Origin of the sequence: Pseudobacillus badius (genome assembly GCF_002189605.1) — a bacterium.
Taxonomy (GTDB): Bacteria; Bacillota; Bacilli; order Bacillales; family Domibacillaceae; genus Pseudobacillus; species Pseudobacillus badius.
Map to the genome: position 1 here is coordinate 26,002 of NZ_MWMM01000004.1, position 22,264 is coordinate 48,265.

The following is a 22,264-nucleotide window of genomic DNA, read 5'->3' on the forward strand; positions in this document are numbered from 1 at the left end:
GATGAAAGCTAAAGAAAAGAAAGAGGACAAGCCGCTTAGAAAAGGCTACACGACTGGCGCCTGTGCAACAGCCGCGGTTCAGGCCGCCCTCGTTTCTTTACTGTCCGGGGAAAAGCAGGAGACTGCCACGATTTATTTGCCGGCAAAAGTGTTCGCTACTTTTCCGGTAGAGCATTGTGAAATAAGAGAGGACCGGGCTATAGCGGCGATAAAGAAAGATGCTGGCGATGATCCGGACGTCACTCACGGGGCTGTTATTTATGCAGAAGTTATCTTGAAAGAAGAGCGGGGCATTGAGTTGGACGGCGGGGAAGGTGTCGGCCGCGCAACGAAGCCCGGCCTTGCGGTTGAAGTCGGTCAGGCGGCGATCAACCCTGTGCCACGGAAAATGATCCTTTCAGAAGCGGAAAAAATATTAGAGGAGTTCCAGCGGACAGACGGCTTGAAGATTATTATTTCGGTTCCGGGCGGCGAAGAGATGGCGAAAAAAACGCTCAATGGCCGATTGGGGATTATTGGCGGCATTTCGATTCTAGGCACGCGCGGAATCGTTATGCCTTTTTCGACCGCTGCTTATAAGGCGAGCATTATTCAAGCGATACATGTGGCGCGTGCTGGGGGCTGCGATCATGTGGCGATTACGACCGGCGGGCGCAGCGAGAAATATGCGATCCAGCAACTCCCTGAATTAAAAGAAGAAGCCTTTATTGAAATGGGCGATTTTGTCGGTTTTACATTAAAACATTGCAAGCGGCTCGGCATCAAACGAGTATCGATGGTCGGCATGATGGGCAAGTTTTCCAAAGTTGCTCAAGGGGTGATGATGGTCCATTCAAAAAGCGCGCCCGTCGACTTTAACTTTCTTGCAGATATCGCATTGGAAGCCGGTGCTTCTTTAGGAGAAGCGGAAGAAGTCAGGGGGGCGAATACAGCCTCCCATGCCGGAGAACTGATGGCAGCTGCCGGCCATGATCGTTTCTTCACTATTCTTTGCGCGAGCTGCTGTGAGCATGCGCTGAAGGAAGTAGGCGGCGGGATGGAAATAGAGACAACGTTATATACATTCAAAGGCGAATGTTTAGGAAAGGCGGAGCGTCATGGGTGAAAAAATCAAAATTATCGGCATAGGAGACGACGGTCCCAACGGCTTGCCGGCTCTTTATGAACAGTGGGTGCATGAAGCTGACCTGTTAGTCGGCGGCGAGCGGCAACTGGGGTTTTTTCCGGATTACAACGGAGACACCTTCACGATTAAAGGAAACTTGCGGGAACTAAAAGAAAAGCTGTGCCAGCCGCAGCAAAAAACAGTTGTGCTTGCGTCGGGAGATCCGCTGTTCTTTGGAATCGGCAGTTATTTAGCGAAGCATGCCGAAGTAGAGATTTATCCGCAGCCAAGTTCTGTGCAGCTCGCTTTTGCCCGCATGGGAGAAAGCTGGAACGATGCGGCTGTCATTAGCTTGCATGGCCGCAGGATAACCGGGCTTGCGCAGCGGATCGACGGAAAAGACAAGGTGGCCCTATTAACGGATGAAAGCAACTCTCCCCAAGCGATTGCCCGGTATTTAGCTTCTTACGGAATAAATGAATACGAGGCGTTCGTCGCTGAGAACTTAGGCGGCGAACATGAGCGCTGCCGATGGCTGGCTTTAGCGGACATGGAAACAGCTGAATTTTCGCCGTTAAATGTCGTGATTTTAAAGCGAAAAGAAAAGCAAAAAGTGTGGCCGTTAGGCATTCCTGATGAGGAATTTGTCCAAAGAAAGCCGGATAAGGGGCTGCTGACGAAGAAGGAAATCCGCGTTCTGACTATTGGCCAGCTGGCTCTTCAGAAGGACAGCACCGTCTGGGATATTGGTACGTGCACTGGCTCCGTTGCTATCGAAGCGGCCAGAGTCGCTTCAGAAGGTGCGGTTTACGCCATTGAAAAAAATGAAGCTGACTGGGCAAATGCACAGAAAAATTTTAAGAAATTCCGCACAGACGTGACAGCAGTGCTCGGCAAAGCGCCGGAGGGACTTGAAAGCTTTCCGGACCCAGATGCGGTGTTTATCGGCGGAACCGCCGGAAATATGGAGGGCATTTTTGACGAGTGCTGCGGCCGTTTAAAGGATGGCGGCACCATTGTGATGAATGTCGTCACGCTCGAAAATCTGTCAGAAGCGCAGCAGGCTTTTAAAAAGCGCGGATTCCAGGTTGATATTCTACTGGCGCAAATGGCAAGGAGCAAGCCGATTTTGCATTTAACGAGAATGGAAGGGTTAAACCCTGTTTATATCATTACAGCCAAGAGGCTGAAGGAGGAGCAAGCATGACAGGTACGTTATATGGGGTAGGCGCAGGACCCGGAGACCCGGAACTGATCACAGTAAAGGCTTTTCGGGCGTTGCAGGAGTCCCCTGTAGTTGCTTATCCTAAAAAGAGAAAAGGCAGCAAAAGCTATGCAAGAAAAATTATTGATGCTTATGTTGATCCCGCTGAAAAAGAAATGCTGGGACTTGTTTTTCCAATGACAAAAGATCCGGCGATTCTCGAACGAGAATGGAACGCGACAGCCGAAGCGGTCTGGGAAAAATTGAGTGAAGGAAAAGACGTTGCTTTTATCACTGAAGGGGACCCTCTTCTTTACAGCACATTTATCCACATGATGAAAGTTATGAAAGAGCGCTATGGTGACATTCGCATGAAAGTGATTCCTGGTATTTCATCTATCAATGGAGCAGCTGCACGCTTGTCGCTGCCGCTGGCTGACGGGGATGATCTGGTTGCCATTGTGCCGGCGAAGGACGACTATGAAGCAATGAAAAGGGCGATTGAAGAGCACGATTGCGTGGTCTTCATTAAAGTAGCTAAAGTAATAGATCTAATGTTGCGCATTTTAAAAGAGCTGAATTTGACGGATAAGGCAAAAGTGGTTTCCAAGGTAACATCGGAAGAGGAAATCGTTTGGAGCATAGAGGAACTGGAAGGCGCAGAACCGGAATATTTAACGTTAATGGTGGTGAGAAAATGAAGCTGTTTATCGTTGGGGCCGGTCCAGGAGCGGCTGATTTAATCACAGTCCGGGGACTTCGTCTTATTAAGGAAGCAGATGTGATTTTGTATGCGGACTCCCTCGTTAACGAGGACGTATTTCGGGAAGCAAAGCCGGAAGCGGAGATTTTAAAAACAGCTGGCATGCATTTGGAGGAAATGGCAGATGTCATGATCAGCCATTTAAAAGCGGGCAAGAAAGTTGTTCGGCTGCATACGGGCGATCCGGCTGTTTACGGGGCGATCATGGAGCAAATAGCGCTGCTGAAAGAAAAAGGGGCAGAGATTGAAATTGTGCCCGGAGTGAGCTCTGTATTCGCGGCTGCTGCCAGTGCAGGAGCAGAATTAACAATTCCAGACCTGACACAAACCGTAATTTTAACAAGAGCAGAAGGGCGCACCCCGGTTCCTGAACGGGAAAAGCTGGCTGATTTGGCAAAGCATCACTGTACGATTGCTTTTTTCCTCAGTGCTACTCTGACCAAGAAGGTGATGAAAGAGCTGATGGAGGCCGGCTGGTCGCCGGAGACACCGGTGGCGGTTGTTTATAAAGCTACTTGGCCGGATGAGAAAATTGTACGCACCACGGTTGCTAACTTGGATGAAGATATGAGAAAGAACGGCATCCGCAAACAAGCGATGATATTAGCCGGCTGGGCACTTGATCCAGCTATTCACGAAAAGGATTTTCGTTCTAAGCTGTATGACAAAGCGTTCACGCACGGCTACCGCCGGGGGGTGAAATCGTGACCGTCAAAACAGAAACGACCCGGCTGCCTGCAGCAATTGCCGCAGGCGACTATGCAATTGTGTCGATCACCAAGTATGGCACACAGTTAGCCAGAAACATTCATGCCGTCTTTCCCGGCAGCGATCTGTATTATATGAAAAAGTTTGAGCAGGGCGATGAAAGCGGACGCGGAATTACCTTGTTTGAAGGTTCTGTCCGTCTGCTGTTGCCCGAGCTGTTTGCTAAATATAAGGGGCTCATCTTGATTATTTCGCTCGGAGCTGTTGTCCGGATGATAGCTCCGATTTTAAAAGATAAAAAGACGGACCCTGGAGTCGTTGTAGTCGATGACAAGGGAGAGCATGTCATTAGTGTGCTTTCCGGCCACATCGGCGGCGCCAATGAGCTGGCTCGGGAAGTCGCCGCTCTAATCGGGGCATATCCAGTTGTGACCACCGCATCCGATGTTCAAAAGACGATTCCTGTGGATCTATTCGGCCGCCGCTTCGGCTGGGTGTGGGAGTCGGATGAGAAGTTAACCCCGGTGAGTGCGGCTGTCGTCAACGAAGAAAAGGTAGCTGTTATACAAGAATCCGGCGAGACAAACTGGTGGATGTATGATACTCCGATGCCGGAGAATATCCACCTATTTTCAACAATACAGGAAGCCTTGGCTGCTGAACCAGCGGCCGCTCTTGTTGTTACTCATCGGGAGCTTGAAAAAGCGGAAGAGGCTATCCTGGCGAATGGTGTGCTATTCCGTCCCAAAGTGATCGTGCTTGGTATGGGCTGCAACCGCGGCACGTCAGCGGAGGAGATTGAGCAAGTGATTGCAGAGACATTGAACGAGTTAAAGATAAGCATGAAAAGTGTCAAGGCGATCGCAACGATTGACTTGAAAAAAGATGAAGAGGGACTGCTTGAAACCGCACAAAAATACCGCTGGGATTTTGTTTATTACGGGCCGGATGAGCTGAACCAAAAAGAAATCACCCAGCCTTCAGAAACAGTGTATAAATTCACCGGCGCTTACGGGGTGAGCGAGCCGGCTGCTATGCTCTGCAGCGGGAGTAATGAGCTGTTGCTGGCGAAGAAAAAATCGGGAAATGTCACCATCTCAGTTGGCTTGATTTCCTATTCATAAGGAGGAAGAAAGATGGGACAAAGACGAATCATGATTGCCGGGACAAGCAGCGGTGCAGGAAAAACGACCGTGACGCTGGGCTTGATGGCCGCTTTTCATGCGCAGGGACGCATCGTGCAAGGGTTTAAGTGCGGGCCTGACTATATCGATCCTGCTTACCATACAGCTGTGACTGGCAGGACGTCCCGAAACCTTGACAGTTGGATGCTGGATAGGCAAACAGTAAAAGAAGTTTATGCGAGAGGGGCAGCGGGGGCAGAAATTTCTATCATGGAAGGGGTTATGGGCTATTTCGACGGCCGCGACCCGCTCACCGATGAAGGAAGCTCGGCTGATATTAGCCGTCTGCTTGATTGTCCTGTCTTGCTGGTTGTCAACTGTGCCAGTATGGCACGCAGTGCAGCGGCCATCGTCAAGGGATTTCAACTGATGGATGCGGGAAGCAAGATAGCCGGTGTAATTGCTAACCGGGTCGGAAGCGAGAGCCACTATCAGCTCGTGAAGGCGGCTATTGAGCAAGAATGCGGGCTCCCGGTGGTCGGTTACTTAAAGAAAAACATGGAGACAGCGATTCCGGAGCGCCATCTTGGCCTCCTGCCGTCTGTCGAACGGGGAGAATTGGACCCGCTTTTTCAGACGCTTGGCGAGCTCGTTTCCGCTGCGTTTGATCTGGACGAAATTTGGAAAATAGCAGAAGCACCCGCTATAGAAGAGGCCGCTTCCTCGTTGTTCGCAAAGAAAAAACCGGCAACTGTGAAAATAGCTGTTGCCCGGGATGCAGCATTTAATTTTTATTACAAAGAAAACCTCGAACTGCTGGAGGCAACCGGCGCCGAGCTTTCCTTTTTCTCTCCGCTTGCTGATGAACCGGTTCCTCAGGACGCCGCGGGCTTGTATATCGGCGGCGGCTTTCCGGAAGAGTTTGCTGCCCGCCTGGCTGAGAATGAACAAGCAAGAAACTCTATTCGGATGGCTGCTGAAAGCGAGATGCCGGTGCTTGCCGAGTGCGGAGGCTTCATGTATTTAACACAATCGATTGAAGATACGGCCGGCCGAGTGTATCCGATGGCTGGAGTGATCTCGGGGAGGACAAAGATGCAGAAGCGGCTGGCGGCGCTTGGCTATCGGGAATTGACAGGTCTGCGGCCCAATTTTCTTTTGCCGGCTGGCGAAAAGGCGCGCGGCCATGAATTTCATTATTCAACGTTTTTATCTGACAGTCCGCCACCGGCAATCTGGCAAGCTTCAGGAAGAAAGGGAACAAAAGAAGAAGGCTGCCTGCTTCATCATGTAGCCGCCAGCTATATTCACTTTCATTTTGCCTCTTCACCAGAAATGGCTGCCCGGTTTGTTGCAGCGTGTGAAAAGTATAAAGAGAACCTGCAGGTAATGGGGAGGGAAGACTATGCTTTATCCGGTGATGCTTAACATTGCCGGCCAAAAAGCAGTCGTGGTCGGCGGCGGGGCCGTAGCCGTCCGCAAAGCCCGTTCTTTAATCGACGCAGGGGCGGTTGTGAAAGTAATCAGCCCGGAAGTATCAGAAGCAATGAACGAACTGCTCAGCGGCAGCACAATCAGCTGGCAAAAGAAAGAATTTGCCCCCGCTGACATAAAAGATGCTTTTCTTGTTATTGCTGCTACCAACAGCCGGGAAACAAATGAGCTGGTGCAGCAAAGCGCTTCTCCTTGCCAGCTCATCAATTTGACCGATGATCCGCAAGGGAGCCGTTTTATTGTTCCTGCTTCTTTTCAGCGAGATAAGCTGTGTATAGCAGTGAGCACGCATGGGGCAAGCCCAGCGTTAAGCAAGCGGATCATCCGGGAGCTCAAGGAGCAATTCAATGATGCCGATGTTGCGTATATAGCGTTTTTAGAAAAGTGCCGGACGGTGATTAAGCAAGCGCTGCCCGCTTCAGAAATGAGACAAGTGCTGTTAAAGCAACTGGCCAGTCCCGGATTTGAAAAACAAGTGAAGGCAGCCTCTTCTATTGAAAGAGAGCAGCTGCTTACGGAGATGTTAACCGATTGGAGGGAGAAGCAATGAACATAGGAAAAGTGTTTTTAGTCGGTGCGGGGCCGGGCGATCCGAAATTGATCACAGTCAAAGGCATGGAGTGTCTTCAGGCAGCCGATGTGATCGCGTATGACCGGCTTGTCAATAAAGAATTGCTCACTTATGCGAAAAAAGGCGCTGAGTTGATTTTCTGTGGCAAGCTGCCAGGCAAACATGCCCTGATTCAGGAGCAGATTAACCAGCTTCTCGTGGAAAAAGCGGAGCAGGGCTTGACTGTTGTCCGTTTAAAAGGCGGCGATCCATGCGTGTTTGGCCGGGTGGGGGAAGAAGCGGAGGAACTGGCCGTACGCGGGATTCCGTTTGAAATGATTCCTGGAATTACCGCAGGGATTGCTGCCCCCGCCTATGCCGGCATCCCAGTGACCCATCGTGACCATGCTTCCAGCTTTGCTATTGTCACGGCACATGGACGGGAAGAGAAGGGAAAAGATCATCTTAACTGGCCTGCTCTTGCTCAGGGGATTGATACGATCGCTTTTTACATGGGGGTTGGCAATTTGCCGCATATTTGTACTCAGTTGATTCGTTACGGCAAAAAGCCCTCCACACCAGTTGCTCTGATTGAATGGGGAACGACCGATCAGCAGCGGACAGTGACTGGAGAGCTGGCGACGATAGAACAAATAGCGAAAGATCATCAAATAAAGAATCCGGCTATTGTCCTTATTGGCGAGGTCGTTCAACTTCGGGAAAAAATTAAATGGTTTGAGGCTGAGAAGCGGAAGCAGCCGATGAGCTTATAAGTTTGAAAACTTTTAGTTGGAAGGTGACTATGTATGCGCAATAGGAACAAATTAGCGGTAATCACGATCGCATTTGTATGCTACTTTTGGATCAATTCGATTCAGCCGGCCGCTGCGATGCACATTATGGAAGGGTTTCTTCCGTTAAAGTGGGCCATTTTCTGGTGGGTTCTTGTTCTGCCATTTCTCGCTGCCGGCCTGAGGTCTATTCAAAAAACGATCAAGGAGCACCCTGAAACAAAAATGATGCTCGGCCTTGCCGGAGCCTTTACATTTGTACTCTCCGCTTTAAAAATTCCATCTGTAACTGGCAGCAGCTCGCATCCGACCGGGGTAGGGCTTGGCACCGTGTTATTTGGTCCATTGGCGATGACAGTTCTCGGAACCATCGTTTTGCTGTTTCAAGCGCTTCTGCTTGCCCATGGCGGGATCACCACGCTTGGAGCCAATGCTTTTTCCATGGCTGTGGCCGGCCCGTTGATTACTTATGTGGTTTATAAAGGGTGCAGAAAAATGAATATTGGCTTTACCGCAGCTGTTTTTCTAGCGGCTTTCCTAGGAGATTTAGGTACATATACGCTGACCTCCTTGCAGCTGGCACTCGCTTTTCCAGCTGAGATCGGAGGAGTTTTGGCTTCATTTATGAAATTTGCTGGTATTTTCTCCTTGACACAAGTGTCGTTGGCGCTGTGTGAGGGCATCTTAACGGTGATTGTGATGAATTGGCTGCTAAAGTATAACACAAACGAATTAAAACAATTGAGCATTGTAGAGAAGGGAGCATAAGCGGTGAAAAATCTTCTTTTATTGATATTGGTCGTTCTTTTGGCTGTAGTGCCGCTTATCTTCAACCGAGCGGCTGAATTTAATGGAGCGGATGGCGAAGCAGAAGAAGCGATTACAGAAATCAACCCTGACTATACCCCTTGGTTTGATGCTCTGTGGGAACCTCCGAGCGGTGAAGTAGAAAGCCTGCTTTTCGTTTTGCAGGCGGCAATTGGCGCTTTATTTATTGGTTATTTCATCGGTTCCAGCCGAATGAAAAGAAAAATGGAAGAAAAAGCGGCTGAACATCCGCAATGAGGGCAATTGATTATTACGCCCATCATAATCGCCTTGCAGATTGGCATCCGGTGGAAAAAGCAATCTTTGCTTTTTCCCATTTGTTTTTGGTCCTGCTTTTGAAAAGCCCTGCTGTTTCAGCTTTCGTTTTTTTGACAATGAGCTTGGCGGCGGTAGCGGTGGCAGGGATTCCTTGGCGCCGCTATCTCGCTTTATTGAGTTTGCCGCTCGTTTTTTTATTAATCAGCATGGTTCCTCTTGCCGTATCTGTTGCCCCGGCCGGCACAGTTCCGGCTCGTCTTCTTCAAAGCGGGGACATCTTTGGCTGGCAGGCTTATATTGCTGCTGCAGGAGCCAGGCAAGCGTTTGTCTTATGTTTGTCTGCTTATGCCGGGGTAAGCTGTATGTATTTCTTTATTTTAACAACGCCGTTTTCGGGAGTAGCCTTTGCTCTGTGTCATTTGCGTGTACCGCAAGTATTCATTGAACTCACAGCTGTAACTTACCGGTTTATCTTCGTATTAGTAGTGAAGGCGGAAGAAACCTATAAAGCGCAAAAGTCACGGGCCGGTTATCGCGGCTGGCGTTCGTCTCTCCAGTCGTTATCGAGCTTAACGGCTAATTTATTTATACAAACGATGAGAGAGGCCAGAGCGGTGCAATTAGCAGTAGATGCCCGCGGAGGTGCCGAAATGGCGCAAAGGACAAGCAATGGCTACCGGCTGCGTCCATATGCATTGGCAGCTGCCTTCGTCCTGTTTTCTTTATCCTTTAGCCTGGGCCTGATTTTCTAACAAGGGAAGGAATCCAATGATTGAATTAAAAAACGTTAGTTATCATTATACAGACGGAACAAAAGCATTAAACGACGTGTCGCTTGCGATTACTCCCGGAAGAAAGATTGCTGTTCTTGGAAACAATGGAGCAGGAAAATCAACGCTGTTTCTCCATATGAATGGATTGCTTCAGCCGGCAGAAGGCCAGCTTTTGTTTAACGGCACCCCAGTTGCTTACAAGCGGCGGCAGCTGCAAGAATTGCGCAGGGCGGTCGGCATCGTTTTTCAGCATCCCGATACCCAGCTTTTCTCCCCAACTGTTCGCGAAGATGTGCTGTATGGCCCCAATAACCTGGGGTGGTCCCAAGCGCATGCCGAGCAGGCAGCATTGGAGGCGATGGAGAAAACAGGCGTGCTGGAATTTCAGCATAAGCCGCCGCATTTTTTAAGCCTCGGACAGAAAAAGCGGGCAGCTATTGCCAGTGTGGTGGCTATGCAGCCCAAACTTCTTATTCTTGATGAGCCAACAGCCGGACTTGATCCTTACTATGCCCGAAAAATTATGCAGCTTTTAAATGAATTGCATAATGAAGAAACGACGGTTATGCTTTCGACTCATGATGTGAACTTTGCTTACGAATGGGCCGATGAAATATTAATTATGCAAAGCGGAGGAGTTCGGGCATTCGCTGGTGCGGAGGAGCTGTTTCATGACCAAGCGCTGTTGGCAGACTGCCATTTAGAGCAGCCGTGGATGATGGAAGTATTTGCGGCCTTGCAAGCGAAGTCCGGACAAAAAATAAAAAAAGTGCCGAAATCCAAGCAGGAGCTGCTGACATGGATAGAAGAAGAACTTCAGCAAACTAGAGAAATGGTCACAGAACGCATGCTTTTGAAATAAAAGCTCGGCGTTTTTTGTAGGAATAAATGACTGTTCATCCATAAAAAGGTATCCGTTCAGCAAGTAAATTGATATGATAAGGAAAAGTGTCTTTCTTTTGAAAAAATCATAAAATATAGCATAAAAGGAAATTTTTTATTTTATGTGGGACTATGTTGAGGAGGTCATTGGCATGCAGAAGTACAGAAAGCGAAATACGACTGCTTTTACCGTACTGGCATATTTTACGTTTGTTGCAGGTGTTCTTTTATTTAGTATTGGCCTTTATAACGCTGATATGGAGCTGAATGAAAAAGGGTATTATATCGCTGTCATGATTTTAGTAGCCGTTGGGGCGATTTTGACGCAGAAAGTAACAAGAGACAATGCAGAAGACAATGAAATTATTGCAGAGCAGGAAAGAGAACGGCAGCAGGGCTTGTCTATATCGAAAAAAGTGGATTAACCCGGTCTTGCAGGCATTATCGGATAGGAAATGAGTGAAAAAGCATGGAAAAGTCAAATCTTTTCCATGCTTTTTCATGTGCTTCTATGTTTGATTAAAAAGCAGCGACCTTCTGTAAAATATTTCTCCGGATATGCTCTAAACAATAAAGGGGACAATAAAACTGTCTTGTTAGAGGCACTTTATAAACAAAGGATGGTAGCTCAATGGACCAGACATGCTTTTATTGCGATGAGGATTTAACACAGAAGCGGACGCATTACATTTCTTTTTTTCACGAAAACGCAGAACGTGAAGAGACGATGTGCGAGTACTGTTATTCAGAATGGCTTCAAGGAATCAAAGGATAAGAAATCAGGCTGGCCGGTTTCTTTACGGCCAGCCTGTGCTGCATTAGATAAGTCTCATTTGAGCTTGTATCGTGCCTAAGTGCATGCCTTCGTGGAACAACAGGAAATTCAGCAGGTCATCAATTGTTTCGAGCTTCAAGGGCCCAATAGCAATCTCATTTGCCGGCTGTTGTGACAGGCGGCCTTCCAGATGCTGCTGCAGGCGCGTGTGCTGTTCCGTAAGCAGTTCAATAATTTCTTCCTTTGAAGGGACAGCATCCGGCCAGTCCGAAGGTTTTGTGCCGGGACTGAAAAAAGGCGCATATTCTTGGATCTTTGTTTCTAAATCAGGTGCAGCAATCGTCATTAATGACTCCATGACAAGATAAATATGTCCGGCATTCCATCTAATAGTATTGGAAAAACCTTCAGGCTGCTCGTCCCATTTGCTTTCATCAATTTTTTCCAATGTGTTCACCGTGGCGGTGCGTGCAAAGTTTAATCGTTCCCAAATAGCCATAACCATTCCTCCATTTGTATATTCTCTTTTATATTATAAGACAAAAATGGAAAAAAGCCCGTCTCAAAGATTCCTACCCGAAAAGAAAAATAGAACAAAAAAAGCACGTCGCCTTGTTAACCCTATCTTTAACAAGGCGACGTGCAGCATATTAATTTTCAAGCTGTTCTTTTCTTTTGACGCTCACTATCCAATCATTAATCGCTCAGCTTATCTTTTGCTTTCCCGACACTTTCTTGAAATTTCCCTTTTAGCTGATCAGCCTTTCCTTCAGCTCTGGTGCGTTCGTCGTTGGTCATGTTGCCCCAAGTCTCCTTTGCTTCTCCTTTCATTTTATTTCCCATTCCTTTTAATTTGTCCTCCATGCCATGATCTTTCATTGTAAAACCTCCTATGTCGTAATGAATGTTAAATGAAGTGATAGTTATTTCATACCCTTTGTGAAGCCATCCAAACATACGAGTCATTTATATAAAAAAATGCCAAATAAAGAAGTAATATCCTTGAAAAAAATGATTTAGTATAGGAAGATAAATATGTATACGGAACATTTTGCTCGATAGCACAAGAATGAGCAGCAATCCACCATTCACTTAGCAAGCTGCCGCTCCATTTGAAAGAATATTCGAACAATATTTTCTGGGAAATGATAAATATAAAAACAATACATAGGGAGTGAAAAGGTGAAAATTACGCTTATGAGGCATGGAAAATCGAGCTATGCGGATCAATCAGCTATGTCATGCTCTGAATTTCGCAAGTGGGTCGATGGTTATGAAGCAGCGGGAATTATTCAGGAAGCCGCCGTCCCAGACGAAGCGAAACTGAAAGCGAAGCAGGCGAAGTTAATCGTTGCGAGTACACGATGCCGCTCCATTCAATCAGCCGAAAAGCTCGAATCCGCATCTTTTATCCTCTCCGATCCGCTTTTTCGGGAAGCAGATCTGCCTGTTTCTGCTTTTTCTTTTTTACACTTAAAAGCTCCTCCATCTGTTTGGGCGGTATATTGCCGCTGTGCCTGGCTGCTGGGATACAAAGGAGACAAAGAATCAATGAAGGAGGCGAAGGAGAGAGCTGTTCAGGCAAGCAGGCGATTAATGGAATTGGCTGCCCAACATGAACACGTGCTTCTCTCCGGACATGGGATGTTCAATCAGTTCATTGCTCGCGAGCTATTAAAGAATGGCTGGAAAGGAGAGAAAAGGCCAGGTCGCCGCCATTGGAGCTGTACTAGTTACACGTATGAGGAGGCAAGCGATCGACAAATTAATAGGCAAAGATTGTCATAGAATGGAGAATTTTGCAGAAATCTGAACACTGACTTAACAGAGGGAAGGGAAATGAGAGGTTTATTGGCTCAATTAAGGAAATTGTTAGGCATCCGGCAAAATCCTTTCGTGGAGAAAGCGTCTAGGGAGCAAAGCTGATGGAGTAGTGATTATATGGTGACCGCAGCCATGATTTTTAGGACAAAAGCCGGCCGGGCAATTTTTTGACGATGACCCAATTTCCGGATATGGTCCGGTATCAAGCAAGGTTTACAGGGGAAGAACGAATAGAAGATTATCCTGAAGTTTAAATAACCACGCCCAAAGGAACCGTTGTCCGCTTTGAAAATGGCGAACGGCTGAAAGAACTGGAAGTGAGATCGAAAAAGAAACTCTCCCTTGTGAAGGATTCGTTTGTTCAAGTTCCTTGAGGCGCCATTGAGGAAGAGCCGCTCCCGCTTGCTGCAGACGCTTCGATTGAAAGGTTAGGAGAAATCGGGGGTGGATCACCGCCGCTCCCGCCCCCCTTTAATTTTATCATTAAAAGATCATACTCCGTTTATGGAAGAAAGCTGGTTTGGCAAGCGGCTCAGGGTCGGACGGGAAGTAGGCATGCAGTGAAAGCGTCATTGTGAGAGGTGCATGATAATTACAGTTGCCCCGGAGAGCGGTCCTAGACAGCCATCTGTTCTGAAAGTAGTTGTAAAGGAAAGAAACAATGAGTTCGGCGTGTATTGCTTCTGTGATAAAAATAGGGGACATTCAGACGGGTGATGAGGTATTTCTGGTTGATTAAAAAGCGGACTTTACCTGCAGACGGCTAATTTTTCCGGTAACGGATATAGTTATAGTTTGAAGTAGGCACACTTTCCTTCACGTTCCCTTGTCCATCTGTGTACACCTCATATTCACGATAGGTTTCAACGATATAGTGGCCGATCTCCTCGCGATTCACCAGCTGTTCTTCTAGCTTGAAGCTTTTAGGCTGCCATTGCTTGTCCGCCCCTTTCGCTTCTGCGATGACCGGCGCGCTATCTGGCTGCAGCGAGGTCTTTTCGTCAACAAGCTGGCGGGAGGAGAAATCAAGGCTTGAGACGGCGGTGAGAAGGACGAGAAGAACCGTCAGCAGGAAAGCGGTTGGCTTCTTGTTCATGGCATTCTTCCTTTCTTATCCAACATGACGTGTTGCCTCATTTGTATGTAAAGGATAGGGGGAATATTCATGCAGGGGAATAGATTGCGGAATTTGTCCCAGCTTCCTTGTCAATAAAAGAATAGGGGGAAAGAGGATGGGAAACAGGGATAGACGGTGGATCGTTTTTTTGCTGCTAATGGTTGCTTCTTTACTGTCAGGATGTACAGAAAGCCAAACGAAGAGGGAAAAGGAAGAACAACCTTCTCTATTTAAAATGAATGGAGAGCTTCTTTATGGGGAAGAGGGAAAGTTTGGGATCAGGAAGCTGAATGGGGAAAACGACGAGCCGGAATTTCCAGCAGGGAAAGGCCGGCACTATCACATCCAATTTCTAAATCAGCCTGAACAGATAGAGGGGAAAACTTATTACCTGTCTGCTTTGCATCAGGAGACAGGACAGCAGAACGATTTGTATGAAGCGGTGATTGAAAACGGTCAAAGCGGAGCGAAGCTAGTATTTGACCAACCGGGAGCATGGGAAGTCCAGGTGGCAGTGGATGACGAACCGTATGCCCAGTTTACTATTCAAGCAGAATAGAAAAAGGATTGTCAATAAGACAAGGTTATGACACGATAGAAAAGTATGAGGAAATACTTATTATGTATTTCGTTCAACTACTGAATACAAAAAACTGAATGTTTTTGAATGGAGGAAATAGGGATGCCAGCTTTGCCAAACTGCCCGAAATGTACATCAACCTATACTTACGAGGACGGAAATTTGTTCGTTTGTCCGGAATGTGCCCATGAATGGACGCTAGAGTCAGAAACGGAAGAAGAGCAAGTATTTAAAGATGCGAATGGCAACACTTTGCATGACGGTGATACAGTCACAATCATTAAAGATCTGAAAGTAAAAGGCAGTTCATCGGTTTTAAAAATAGGGACAAAAGTCAAGAATATTCGATTAGTTGATGGAGACCACAATATTGACTGTAAAATCGATGGGTTCGGAGCGATGAAGTTAAAATCCGAGTTTGTTAAGAAAGTATAAGTAAATCATCCAGCTGACGCCCATTAAGAAGCAACCGCTTTTTAATGGGCGTTTTTTAGCCATCATCAGAAAAAAGTAAAAGGGGAGTCGCAGATGAAAGCAGAGGACAAACAATTTGCCGAAAAAGCGTTGCAGCAATTATTGATTGGCAGCCAATTGGATGGCATTAAATTTGGCGCAGGGCCTGGCGGCACATTCTTATATTTTCTCCATTACACAGAAAAAGAGCCTGATAAGCTATGGGTGAATATTGAGATCAATAAATTTACTGTACTGCCTGCTGCTATTAAACATTCAGAGAAGGTTTTGCCAATGACCGAGGAGCTCACTGAAGAACAGGCGATCAAGCAAGTGGCCAGCCTTCGCCGTGAAGAAGTGACGGATGTGAAGCTTGGTGACGAGTCTCCGCATTTATTTATCGTTTTCAAATCCCAAAAAACGCTTTTTATCAATGGATATGATGACCAGTATGAATGCTGGCAAGCGGGGGACGGCGAGGGATATACAGGGGATGAATGGCTTGTTGTAGCGGTCCCCGGCAATGGCATAGCGACTTGGGCGCCGGATACGTTTGGTTAGTTGTAAGAAGAAAAACAGGTGATTGGCGTGCATGGTGTGGATGTATGTTACAATAAAGGATATAAAAGGAATATATGCGTTGAAAAGCAGGAGGTCTGCCCGCCTGCAAGATTCAATAAGAAAGCTTTTTTCGTTTAGGCAAAGAGAAGCTTAGCGGGGTGTGTGCCCTAGAGATGGGAGTTAAAGCAAGGCGTGTAACGATGAGCCTAAAGCGATCATAAAAATTTTTTAGAAAGCGCTTCTGCGATGAAGCGGCTTGCCGATTTTGCCTGCCGGAAGCCGGCATTTCGCCTTTTATCGTTATTTTTCAAAAGTCTTAGCACCTGATAGGCAATGGCTTTTGCCAGCTTAAAATAGAGAAGGCCGTTTAAAGGAGAGGTGATATGGCGTACATATTTCTTGCTGTCCCCGTCTTTGTTGTTTCTTATTCCATTTATAGAATGATAAAGAAGAAGACTTTACCAAGCAATCGGCAAGCCCCATTCGATGATCTGATGCAAGGGAAATCGAAAAAAGAGTAACGGATTTCAGCAGCATCAACGAGGATGTGCGCCTTATGCTTAAAAGGAGTGTACAAAATGTTTGTTATGGGAGCAGTTATTCTTCTCGGGGCTACACTTTTGTTTACTAAACATGTAAAGCATTCGAAGATGTTTGCTTTTTTTTATGCCATTTCGTTAGCCAGTGCGTCAGCCGCTTTAGCCAGCCCTTTTATGATTGGCGGCTGGGAAGGAATAGGCGTGATGATGATCATCAGCTTCATTGGCTTCGCCGCGCTTGTCGGGATGTTCATTGTTTTATCAGCTTCTCAGCGCCGAAACATGTAAGCAGGCTTTTCGGCATAGCCAGCACTAACTAATACTAACATGGAGGATACCGTGCTTAAGTTTCTAGATAACCTCTGGTACAAAGCCATTTTAACGGCTAGCCTTTTTGGCATTTATTTTGCCTATCAGCCCCAATTAAAATCGACCCCTATTCTTTTTCTTGCTTTTTTTGGCTTATTTACAGTGGCAAATGATGTGTTGTTTAAACGATGGATGACCGCTGTGAAGCCTAAAAGCAGAAAGCGATAAGGTGAAAAGCGGCACAGAGCTGGTTCTGCTGGGAGGCAGAGCCAGCTTTTTTATAGTATTTTTGTTGATATTTAATCGTTTACAATTATTTTGATAGCTTTTATTAGAGAAAAATTGTCAAAATTATTGTGTTTTTGCTCTTTTAGTGTAAAATTACACTAAAAGGAGGTTGGGAATGAATGGATAAGGAACGGTTAAACCAGCTCATTTCTGAAAAATTGAAACTGATTCGGACAGAACAGGGATACACTCAGGATAAAATGGCAGAAGTAATTGGCCTTTCTAAGAAAACGCTTGTCCAGATCGAAAAGGGACGGAGCTTGGCTGGGTGGACCACAACTGTTGCTGTATGCGCGCTTTTTCGTGAAAGCCGGATTTTACAGGATGCTCTCGGCAGTTCTGATCCGGTAGAGATAGCGGAGATAGCCGCGCACCGCTATATCCGCCGTTCTCGTGACAAAACATTGGGCGGCCGTGTCTGGTGGCGGGAAAAAGAACAGTGGAATGGCTTCCGGCTGCAGCAAAATATCATCAGCGGCCACTATCGTATGCTGGATCCGGCGGATTACCGGCTTTTTAGCACTTATGATCAACAGGCGGTCACTGCCGAATGGCAGCAGCTGATTAAGAAAGAGGGGGAGCACTGTGACTAAGCTTCGAACCGGATTTATTGTTGCCGGTGTCGTCTTGGCGTCCGCCGCTTTATGGCTGGCAGCAGCGTTTTACGGCTTGCCCTGGAAGGAAAAAGCGGTCGCTGGAAAGCTGGAGGCTCATTTAGAGAAAAAATATGAAAAAGACTTTGTTTTAAAAGAATCCTATTTTAATTTTAAAGATGGAAAATACGGAGGCTCTTTTTACCCAAAGGACGATCCATCTCTGGCGTTTTATGCGGATGAAGGATATGGCGAATACAAGTATGCAGATGATTATCCGGGGGTCGTATGGTCCCGGCAGTTGAAGGAGGAGCTGGAGCCGGAGGCGAAAAAAGCATTTCCTCATATGAAAACTATTCAAATAGATTTTGTCAGATCTGAAAATGTGGATATGGTGAAAGGTCCTGCTATTCCCCATTACAGCCAGGCAGATGCCGAACTATTCGTCCGCGTGGAGCTAGAGGGAGATTTTTCAGGGTCTAAAGAGCAGTGGCAGGCGATTGCTCAATTTATCCGCAGCGCGCAAAGCCGGTCCGCAGTTATGGAGGTATCCTTCAATTTTGTTGAAAAAAAGAGCCCTACCGAAGCTCTTGTGATGTGCCCGATGAAAAATACAGCTGTGATCACAAATGGCGAACAGGCGCAAAAGAAGTGCTCTATAGCCCGCTTTGATGCAGAAACAACGATGCTCATTGATTAGGGAACGGTGGTGGCCGCTATGGCCGTTTCATGTGCATAAAAGGAACTATTAACAGGGGGAGAGCGCATTGAGGAGAAGAGGGATGTTGATAAGCATCTTGTTAATTTTGGCCACTATTTCAGGTGTCTATGCTCAAGATGTTGCTGATCATTTATACAGCTATATACCAAATATATCGCCATTCAATTGGCTGTTTGCTGTTACAGTGCTAAGCTGGGGATTATACGCAGGCGCGTTTGTATGGATCTCCTTTCTAACATGGAGAGGAAAGCTGAATAACAGTCAGTCTGGTGTGTATATAGCGATTACGATTATTATCGGAGGTTTCGTTTCCTATTGGTCATTATTTGTTCTGGCCATGTCGGGCGGTTGAACCATTTTTTTGAAACTTAGAAAAAAGGCGAGCGCCTATCCTATCGTTGGTCTGCAGTCCATAAAAAGAGGTGATATCCATTGAAAACTGTTGTCCGGGCGCTGATCGGCTCTTTTTTCATCCATCTTGTCTATTACGGCTTTCCGTTTGTGAACGGATATGTAAAGACTGTTTTTTACCAGCCGGAGCTTTCGAGTGAGTCCGCAGCCGTTTCCGTTCTTCAAAACGACGTCGCATTTGGCGGAGAATGGATCGATCCCTTTGCTTTCAGCCTTTCGTTTTTTAGTATAGCCGCCTTATGCGGTCTGCTCTTTACCTGCTTGAAAAAAGCAAGCGCAAGGAGGGAACGGTAAATGAAAAAACGTCTGTTGTTTATTCTGCTGACTGCTTGTTTAGCCGCCTGTCAATTAGGTCTTCCTCATCCTCCTGACCCTTATTTAACGCTGGGAACAATGGAGGTTCCTTATAAAATAAGCACTTATTCCTAGGAGGACAGCGGACGCAGCATCGAAGCTGATGCTGCTGATCCAGAGGAATTGACCAAGGGGAAGGAGTATCCGGCTGTCCCGGCAGGATCAGAACTGAAGGTCCACTTTGATGATCGGCCTTCTTCGATCGAAGCCGGGATTTGGGCAAATAACGAAGATCACTCGAAAGAAGTGGAAGATAATAAGGTTATGTTACCTAAAAAGAAAGGAACCTACATTTATATTATTCATGCTCACTGGAAAGAAGGAGAAGCTGTATATGCTTTTCGGATAGAGACAAAGTAAACATTTATTTCTTCAGTATTTTCCGTAAACTTGTTAATATAAGAGATAATGATGATCTTAAATGACAGGAGTGGACATTCATGAGTGTACATAAAGACCTTGAGCTTCATGCTCAAAAGCAAAACCAGCTGTATCAGAAATTCATCGGCCTTGATCAGCAAAGAGAGAAGCATATTCAAGAGGCAGTGGAACTTTGCAAAGCAGGAAAGGCGTTTACCACAGAACAAATTAATGAAGTGACTGCCCAGATTAACCTTTTGTCAAACCACCGGCTCATTCCTTCCCGCAAGCTAGTCACGCCGGAAATGGTAGAGGCGTATGCAGATACCTTGAAATAAATAGAGTGGGCTAAGCCGTTCCGCTAACGAGGGAACGGTTTTTTATCTATCATTTTCTTATGGAATTGGAAAATAGTAATAGATTTGGTGTGGTATACTAGTTTTGAAAGGGGGAAGAGTGATGGAGAAAACAGCAACAGAAGCGATTCAAGATCATTATCCAGATGATTTCGCTTGGTGCTATGGGTGCGGCCGTTTAAATGAAACGGGACACCATTTCCGGACAGGCTGGCAAGGGGAGAAAACGGTTACGGTTTATACACCGGAGAAGGAGCATACAGCCGTTCCAGGATTTGTATATGGAGGAGTGATCGCCTCATTGATTGATTGTCACGGAACAGGTTCAGCTTCTTTAGCGCTGCATCGCAAAAACGGTCATCACATAGGGGACGGGTCACAGCCGCCTCGTTTTGTAACCGCTTCCTTGCATGTCGACTTTATGAAGCCGACGCCGCAAGGCATTCCATTACAAGCAGTTGGCACCATAGAGGAAATTCATCCAAAGAAATGGAAGGTTCACACAGAAGTGTTTGCCGATGACATGCTCTGTGCCCGCGGAGAAGTAGTAGCGGTTGTGATGCCAAGTAATTTTTTGAGTGGCAATACAGAAAAATGAAATAAATGTAAAAAGCAGAAGCTTGCCCACGTGCATCCTTCTGCTTTTTACATTTATTATCGCCAGTATAGAAGAAAAGCAAAGGAGAATAGAAGATCTCCAAACGTTTAATATATTTGTAATCTAATTAAAATATGCTAGCAATTTTTCAATGCTAAAATAAGGGACAACTAGAAAATACATAGAAAGCAGGGGAAAAAGAGTGAGAAAATGGATCGTGGCAGCAACAATGGCTGGCGCTTTATTGGCAAGTCCGGCTGTGGGAGAAGCAGCACTAGGGGATCAAACGTTAAAAAGCGGGATGAAACATCAGGATGTCAAGGAATTGCAGCAAGCCCTAAAGTCAAAAGGATATTATCATTCTTCGCTAGATACCACCTTCGGCCCATTAACAAAAACGGCAGTCATCAAATTGCAAAAAGCCCATGGGCTAAAGGCTGATGGCATTGCGGGAAAAAATACATTCCGGGTACTGGGTAAATCAGGTTCTCATACCGCTTCCAAACCGGCAAGCAGTGCATCCAGCAAAACAAATGCGGCATCTTACGCTAAAAAGTTCATGAGGGTTCCTTATAAGTGGGGCGGCACCACACCGTCAGGATTTGATTGCAGCGGCTTCTTAGGTTATGTATACAGAAACAGCGCGAATATTTCTTTGCCGAGAACAGTATCAGGTATTTATTCTAAAGGAAAAAGGACGAGCAGCCCGAAAGTCGGCGATATTGTTTTCTTTGAAACATACAAAAAAGGGGCATCACATGCCGGGATTTATCTAGGAGGCAACCAATTTATACATAGTTCTTCTTCAGCGGGAGTAACCATCAGCTCGCTCAAAAGTACATATTGGTCTAAGCGTTACTTAGGAGCAAAAACTTACTGATAAAAAGAAACCGTTTACTTTGCTTTATCAAGTGAATAAAACAGGACGGATATAAACCGGGACAGGTTTATATCCGTTTTTTTATTGCTTGATCCGTTGTATCGACAGGCAGCATCGTTCGCAGACGAGTGTTTAAAGGCACATTATGGACCTAAAATAACGTCATTGTTTTTGGTTAAGTCCCAGGAGGTAATAATGCCGACCGGCAATTCGTCTGATCTCCCCTCGGGAGTAATCAGGATCGCTTCTAATTTTTTGTTCTGTGATTGGTATTCTTCAAAGGTATATTCAATATCAAAAATATTTGCGTCCCGTTTGGCGAAAGAAATGAGATATTCATTTTTTTCCGGCAGAATATCTTTTACCTTTACGGAGTCGATCGTAATTTGTCCGTCCAATTGCGTATTGGCCATCCATTTTAATATGTCCCGCCCGGTCAGCAACCCTTGGCAATCTCCTTTTTCGTACACGGGGTATTCATTTATTTTAAAATCGCGGACCATTTCGAGCACTTGAATGAGCGGAGTGTCTGCCTCCACAATATAGACGGGTGACGAGGCGATTGACATCGCTTCCGCCGGCTCCGACAGCATCTTGTCAATTTGTTCGATGCGCTCGACAATTTCTTGATGCGGCTCGGCTATGTAATAGTTCGCTTCTGTCTTTTGATGAACGATCGCGTTCCGCAATTTGGCGTATTGCTTCAATTCGTCGAGATGGGCGCGGACGCTGGCGTGGTTGCGTGCGCTCGTATGGAGGAGTTCCATGAAAGCATCTCCGTCTTTTTGTGCGGTGATGGCTTTTAAATGATTGTGTATTCGATTAAATGCCGTTTCAAACCGTTCTGATAATCCATTGCTTGTTTTAGTTTCTTTTTCCATTTTGAGTCTCCTTTGCTGGCTTCCGTCTGTTTCCACAGTTCGTTTATTGCGCTCTTTTTTCAGGAATTAGCCGTCAATGTAAAAAATAGATTGCTGTTCAGGGGGAAGGTATGTTATAGTAATCAGGCGATGAGCTAATTTGCGTAAGTCGAGAAGCCCGCCTTTAGGGGCGGAACGTCTGGAT

Annotated in this window: 33 protein-coding genes; 29 read left to right on the top strand and 4 right to left on the bottom strand. The window is 46.3% G+C overall.

Annotated elements, in window-relative coordinates:
- The first annotated feature begins 1 nt into the window (after window position 1).
- The 14 genes from B1A98_RS09090 (at window position 2) to B1A98_RS20435 (ending at window position 11,255) form a co-directional block, all read left to right on the top strand.
- Window positions 2–1,105, top strand: coding sequence for a cobalt-precorrin-5B (C(1))-methyltransferase (locus B1A98_RS09090; protein WP_063385117.1), 1,104 nt, complete (start codon window positions 2–4; stop codon window positions 1,103–1,105).
- Window positions 1,098–2,312, top strand: a complete 1,215-nt coding sequence (locus tag B1A98_RS09095) for a bifunctional cobalt-precorrin-7 (C(5))-methyltransferase/cobalt-precorrin-6B (C(15))-methyltransferase (protein ID WP_063385116.1) — start codon at window positions 1,098–1,100, stop codon at window positions 2,310–2,312. Before B1A98_RS09090 ends, B1A98_RS09095 begins: the two co-directional genes overlap by 8 nt.
- On the top strand, window positions 2,309–3,010 hold the full coding sequence (gene cobI / locus B1A98_RS09100; protein ID WP_041096169.1) for a precorrin-2 C(20)-methyltransferase: 702 nt from the start codon (window positions 2,309–2,311) through the stop codon (window positions 3,008–3,010). The genes B1A98_RS09095 and cobI overlap by 4 nt, the downstream gene beginning before the upstream one ends.
- Window positions 3,007–3,780, top strand: a complete 774-nt coding sequence (cobM, locus tag B1A98_RS09105) for a precorrin-4 C(11)-methyltransferase (protein WP_063385115.1) — start codon at window positions 3,007–3,009, stop codon at window positions 3,778–3,780. The genes cobI and cobM overlap by 4 nt, the downstream gene beginning before the upstream one ends.
- Window positions 3,777–4,904, top strand: coding sequence for a cobalt-precorrin 5A hydrolase (locus B1A98_RS09110; protein WP_063385114.1), 1,128 nt, complete (start codon window positions 3,777–3,779; stop codon window positions 4,902–4,904). Before cobM ends, B1A98_RS09110 begins: the two co-directional genes overlap by 4 nt.
- Before the next feature lie 12 nt (window positions 4,905–4,916).
- Entirely contained in the window at window positions 4,917–6,332 is a 1,416-nt protein-coding gene (locus B1A98_RS09115; protein ID WP_063385113.1) for a cobyrinic acid a,c-diamide synthase CobB, read from the top strand.
- The gene (locus tag B1A98_RS09120; protein ID WP_063385112.1) at window positions 6,310–6,948 is read left to right on the top strand and encodes a precorrin-2 dehydrogenase/sirohydrochlorin ferrochelatase family protein; all 639 of its coding nucleotides are present in this window, start codon (window positions 6,310–6,312) and stop codon (window positions 6,946–6,948) included. Before B1A98_RS09115 ends, B1A98_RS09120 begins: the two co-directional genes overlap by 23 nt.
- Window positions 6,945–7,721, top strand: a complete 777-nt coding sequence (cobA, locus tag B1A98_RS09125; protein WP_063385111.1) for a uroporphyrinogen-III C-methyltransferase — start codon at window positions 6,945–6,947, stop codon at window positions 7,719–7,721. Before B1A98_RS09120 ends, cobA begins: the two co-directional genes overlap by 4 nt.
- A gap of 33 nt (window positions 7,722–7,754) precedes the next feature.
- Window positions 7,755–8,507: an energy-coupling factor ABC transporter permease gene (locus B1A98_RS09130; RefSeq protein WP_063385110.1), complete on the top strand. Its 753-nt coding sequence runs from the start codon at window positions 7,755–7,757 to the stop codon at window positions 8,505–8,507.
- Window positions 8,508–8,510: 3 nt separating this feature from the next.
- Window positions 8,511–8,804, top strand: coding sequence for an energy-coupling factor ABC transporter substrate-binding protein (locus B1A98_RS09135; RefSeq protein ID WP_041096158.1), 294 nt, complete (start codon window positions 8,511–8,513; stop codon window positions 8,802–8,804).
- Entirely contained in the window at window positions 8,801–9,577 is a 777-nt protein-coding gene (gene cbiQ, locus B1A98_RS09140; protein ID WP_063385109.1) for a cobalt ECF transporter T component CbiQ, read from the top strand. The genes B1A98_RS09135 and cbiQ overlap by 4 nt, the downstream gene beginning before the upstream one ends.
- Before the next feature lie 16 nt (window positions 9,578–9,593).
- Entirely contained in the window at window positions 9,594–10,460 is an 867-nt protein-coding gene (locus tag B1A98_RS09145) for an energy-coupling factor ABC transporter ATP-binding protein (protein ID WP_063385108.1), read from the top strand.
- A 172-nt stretch (window positions 10,461–10,632) separates the two neighbouring features.
- Complete coding sequence (locus B1A98_RS09150; RefSeq protein ID WP_041096154.1) at window positions 10,633–10,905, top strand: YiaA/YiaB family inner membrane protein; 273 nt, start codon at window positions 10,633–10,635, stop codon at window positions 10,903–10,905.
- Window positions 10,906–11,111: 206 nt separating this feature from the next.
- On the top strand, window positions 11,112–11,255 hold the full coding sequence (locus tag B1A98_RS20435; protein ID WP_169713107.1) for a hypothetical protein: 144 nt from the start codon (window positions 11,112–11,114) through the stop codon (window positions 11,253–11,255).
- A 43-nt stretch (window positions 11,256–11,298) separates the two neighbouring features.
- Here B1A98_RS20435 and B1A98_RS09155 read toward each other — a convergent pair whose 3' ends face one another.
- Both B1A98_RS09155 and B1A98_RS09160 read right to left on the bottom strand, forming a co-directional pair.
- On the bottom strand, window positions 11,299–11,754 hold the full coding sequence (locus B1A98_RS09155; protein ID WP_158286026.1) for a DinB family protein: 456 nt from the start codon (window positions 11,752–11,754) through the stop codon (window positions 11,299–11,301).
- 197 nt (window positions 11,755–11,951) lie between these two features.
- Window positions 11,952–12,134 (bottom strand): CsbD family protein, encoded by a 183-nt coding sequence (locus tag B1A98_RS09160; RefSeq protein WP_041096150.1) that lies wholly within the window; start codon window positions 12,132–12,134, stop codon window positions 11,952–11,954.
- A 303-nt stretch (window positions 12,135–12,437) separates the two neighbouring features.
- Here B1A98_RS09160 and B1A98_RS09165 point away from each other — a divergent pair, with 303 nt between their 5' ends.
- Window positions 12,438–13,043, top strand: coding sequence for a histidine phosphatase family protein (locus tag B1A98_RS09165; protein ID WP_063385106.1), 606 nt, complete (start codon window positions 12,438–12,440; stop codon window positions 13,041–13,043).
- A 799-nt stretch (window positions 13,044–13,842) separates the two neighbouring features.
- On the opposite strand, the gene B1A98_RS09175 is transcribed toward B1A98_RS09165, so the two are convergent.
- Window positions 13,843–14,175 carry a hypothetical protein gene (locus B1A98_RS09175; protein WP_063385105.1) on the bottom strand — a complete coding sequence of 111 codons (333 nt, stop codon included), beginning with the start codon at window positions 14,173–14,175 and terminating at the stop codon, window positions 13,843–13,845.
- A 136-nt stretch (window positions 14,176–14,311) separates the two neighbouring features.
- On the opposite strand from B1A98_RS09175, the gene B1A98_RS09180 reads away from it, so the two are divergent.
- The 14 genes from B1A98_RS09180 to B1A98_RS09240 all read left to right on the top strand — a co-directional run bounded on the left by B1A98_RS09180 (window position 14,312) and on the right by B1A98_RS09240 (window position 21,199).
- The gene (locus tag B1A98_RS09180; protein ID WP_063385104.1) at window positions 14,312–14,755 is read left to right on the top strand and encodes a hypothetical protein; all 444 of its coding nucleotides are present in this window, start codon (window positions 14,312–14,314) and stop codon (window positions 14,753–14,755) included.
- Window positions 14,756–14,878: 123 nt separating this feature from the next.
- Window positions 14,879–15,211, top strand: coding sequence for a zinc ribbon domain-containing protein YjdM (locus B1A98_RS09185; protein WP_041096143.1), 333 nt, complete (start codon window positions 14,879–14,881; stop codon window positions 15,209–15,211).
- Window positions 15,212–15,304: 93 nt separating this feature from the next.
- A complete protein-coding gene (locus B1A98_RS09190; protein WP_063385103.1) occupies window positions 15,305–15,790 on the top strand; it encodes a hypothetical protein in 486 nt (161 codons plus the stop codon).
- 578 nt (window positions 15,791–16,368) lie between these two features.
- Window positions 16,369–16,617 (top strand): hypothetical protein, encoded by a 249-nt coding sequence (locus B1A98_RS09195; RefSeq protein WP_063385102.1) that lies wholly within the window; start codon window positions 16,369–16,371, stop codon window positions 16,615–16,617.
- Between the two features lie 51 nt (window positions 16,618–16,668).
- Window positions 16,669–16,866 carry a hypothetical protein gene (locus B1A98_RS09200; protein WP_063385101.1) on the top strand — a complete coding sequence of 66 codons (198 nt, stop codon included), beginning with the start codon at window positions 16,669–16,671 and terminating at the stop codon, window positions 16,864–16,866.
- Window positions 16,867–17,045: 179 nt separating this feature from the next.
- The gene (locus tag B1A98_RS09205) at window positions 17,046–17,519 is read left to right on the top strand and encodes a helix-turn-helix transcriptional regulator (RefSeq protein WP_063385100.1); all 474 of its coding nucleotides are present in this window, start codon (window positions 17,046–17,048) and stop codon (window positions 17,517–17,519) included.
- Window positions 17,512–18,219 (top strand): hypothetical protein, encoded by a 708-nt coding sequence (locus tag B1A98_RS09210; protein WP_063385099.1) that lies wholly within the window; start codon window positions 17,512–17,514, stop codon window positions 18,217–18,219. Before B1A98_RS09205 ends, B1A98_RS09210 begins: the two co-directional genes overlap by 8 nt.
- A gap of 82 nt (window positions 18,220–18,301) precedes the next feature.
- Window positions 18,302–18,592 carry a hypothetical protein gene (locus B1A98_RS09215; protein WP_063385098.1) on the top strand — a complete coding sequence of 97 codons (291 nt, stop codon included), beginning with the start codon at window positions 18,302–18,304 and terminating at the stop codon, window positions 18,590–18,592.
- Window positions 18,593–18,672: 80 nt separating this feature from the next.
- Window positions 18,673–18,945, top strand: a complete 273-nt coding sequence (locus B1A98_RS09220; protein ID WP_063385097.1) for a hypothetical protein — start codon at window positions 18,673–18,675, stop codon at window positions 18,943–18,945.
- The gene (locus B1A98_RS20900) at window positions 18,946–19,080 is read left to right on the top strand and encodes a hypothetical protein (RefSeq protein ID WP_256682627.1); all 135 of its coding nucleotides are present in this window, start codon (window positions 18,946–18,948) and stop codon (window positions 19,078–19,080) included. It begins immediately after the preceding gene.
- A 48-nt stretch (window positions 19,081–19,128) separates the two neighbouring features.
- Window positions 19,129–19,365 (top strand): hypothetical protein, encoded by a 237-nt coding sequence (locus B1A98_RS09225; RefSeq protein ID WP_063385096.1) that lies wholly within the window; start codon window positions 19,129–19,131, stop codon window positions 19,363–19,365.
- 80 nt (window positions 19,366–19,445) lie between these two features.
- Entirely contained in the window at window positions 19,446–19,703 is a 258-nt protein-coding gene (locus B1A98_RS09230) for a DUF2533 family protein (RefSeq protein ID WP_063385095.1), read from the top strand.
- Between the two features lie 121 nt (window positions 19,704–19,824).
- Window positions 19,825–20,319 (top strand): PaaI family thioesterase, encoded by a 495-nt coding sequence (locus B1A98_RS09235; protein ID WP_063385094.1) that lies wholly within the window; start codon window positions 19,825–19,827, stop codon window positions 20,317–20,319.
- Window positions 20,320–20,521: 202 nt separating this feature from the next.
- On the top strand, window positions 20,522–21,199 hold the full coding sequence (locus B1A98_RS09240) for a C40 family peptidase (protein ID WP_063385093.1): 678 nt from the start codon (window positions 20,522–20,524) through the stop codon (window positions 21,197–21,199).
- Window positions 21,200–21,342: 143 nt separating this feature from the next.
- On the opposite strand, the gene B1A98_RS09245 is transcribed toward B1A98_RS09240, so the two are convergent.
- A complete protein-coding gene (locus tag B1A98_RS09245) occupies window positions 21,343–22,080 on the bottom strand; it encodes a CBS domain-containing protein (RefSeq protein ID WP_063385092.1) in 738 nt (245 codons plus the stop codon).
- Window positions 22,081–22,264 lie beyond the last annotated feature (184 nt).